The sequence below is a fragment of the Georgenia thermotolerans genome, assembly GCF_009193185.1.
GTDB lineage: Bacteria > Actinomycetota > Actinomycetes > Actinomycetales > Actinomycetaceae > Georgenia > Georgenia thermotolerans.
On record NZ_VUKF01000106.1, the window covers coordinates 1 to 1,285 of the forward strand.

Annotated in this window: 1 protein-coding gene; it reads left to right on the top strand. The window is 70.7% G+C overall.

What is annotated here, in order from left to right:
* The first annotated feature begins 60 nt into the window (after positions 1-60).
* Positions 61-1,278, top strand: coding sequence for an IS30 family transposase (locus tag GD970_RS21370; protein ID WP_428841527.1), 1,218 nt, complete (start codon positions 61-63; stop codon positions 1,276-1,278).
* The last annotated feature ends 7 nt before the right edge of the window (positions 1,279-1,285 follow it).

The window sequence follows — 1,285 nt, forward strand, 5'->3', positions numbered from 1 at the left end:
GGCGCTCTCAAGGGGTGAGTGCATAGGCCTGGGACGTTTTCGTCCTGGAGGGCTGCGGGTGTGGGTTCGCATGCGGGGTTGGAAGTGCGTGGGCTGGCGGTGGATCTGCTGGCCGAGGGGCATCCGGTGCCGGTGGTCGCGGAGCGGGTCGGGTGCGGGGCCCGGCAGGTGTACCGGTGGGCAATCCTTGCCGGTATGCGTTTTTCTGTCGGCTGTAATGGCGGTCTGATTCCCGCGGTCGGACTCCCGGGCGGGGGAAGCGGGCATGGGCGGCGCCTGACGTTGGCCGACCGGACCCAGATCCAGATCGGGGTGGAAGCCGGCCTGTCCCAGGCCCGGATCGCCGAGCTGGTGGGCTGTCACCAGTCGACGATCTCCCGGGAGCTGCGCAATGGCTCGCTGCAGTACCGTTCGCGGCGGCGGTACAACGCCCAGGCCGGGGAGCACCGGGCCGCCGCCGCCCGGTCGCGGCCCAAGACGCCGCTGCTCGAGCGCAACGCGCTGCTGCGGGCGGCGGTGGTCTCCGGGCTCAACAGCCGGTACTCGCCCGAGCAGGTGGCGAACCGGCTGCGGGTGGACTTCCCCCACTGCAAGGAGATGCGGGTGTCGCACGAGACGATCTACCAGGCCCTGTATCTGCAGGGCCGAGGGTCCTTGCGCCAGGAGCTGAAGGTCGTCAAGGCGCTGCGCTCGGGGCGCACCAGCCGCATCCCGCAGTCCCGGCTGCCGCGGGCGTCCAGCCGGCCATGGCTGGAGGGCGCCCGGCTCAGCGACCGGCCGGCCGAGGCGGGCGACCGGGCCGTGCCCGGGCACTGGGAAGGCGACCTGGTCGTCGGGCCGGAGAACTCCGGGATCATCACCCTGGTCGAGCGCACCACCCGGTTCTGCCTGCTGCGGCGCCTACCTGGGGCACGCGACAGCCAGACCGTCATCGACCGGCTCAGCGAGATGATCGGCGCGCTGCCGGCCGAGCTGCGGCGCACCCTGACCTGGGACCAGGGCACCGAGATGGCCCGCCACGCCACCTTCACCGTCCGCACCGACTGCCCGGTGTACTTCTGCGACCCGCACAGCCCCTGGCAGCGCGGCAGCAACGAGAACCTCAACGGCCTGATCCGCGACTTCTTCCCCAAGGGCACCAACTTCAACGAGATCTCCGACGCCGAGATCCAGCACGCCCAAGACCTGCTGAACACCCGCCCCCGCGAGACCTTGAACTGGGCAACCCCGCTTGAGAAACTCACCGCGTTCATCCAGGCCGATGCACTGACCGCCTGAACCCGCC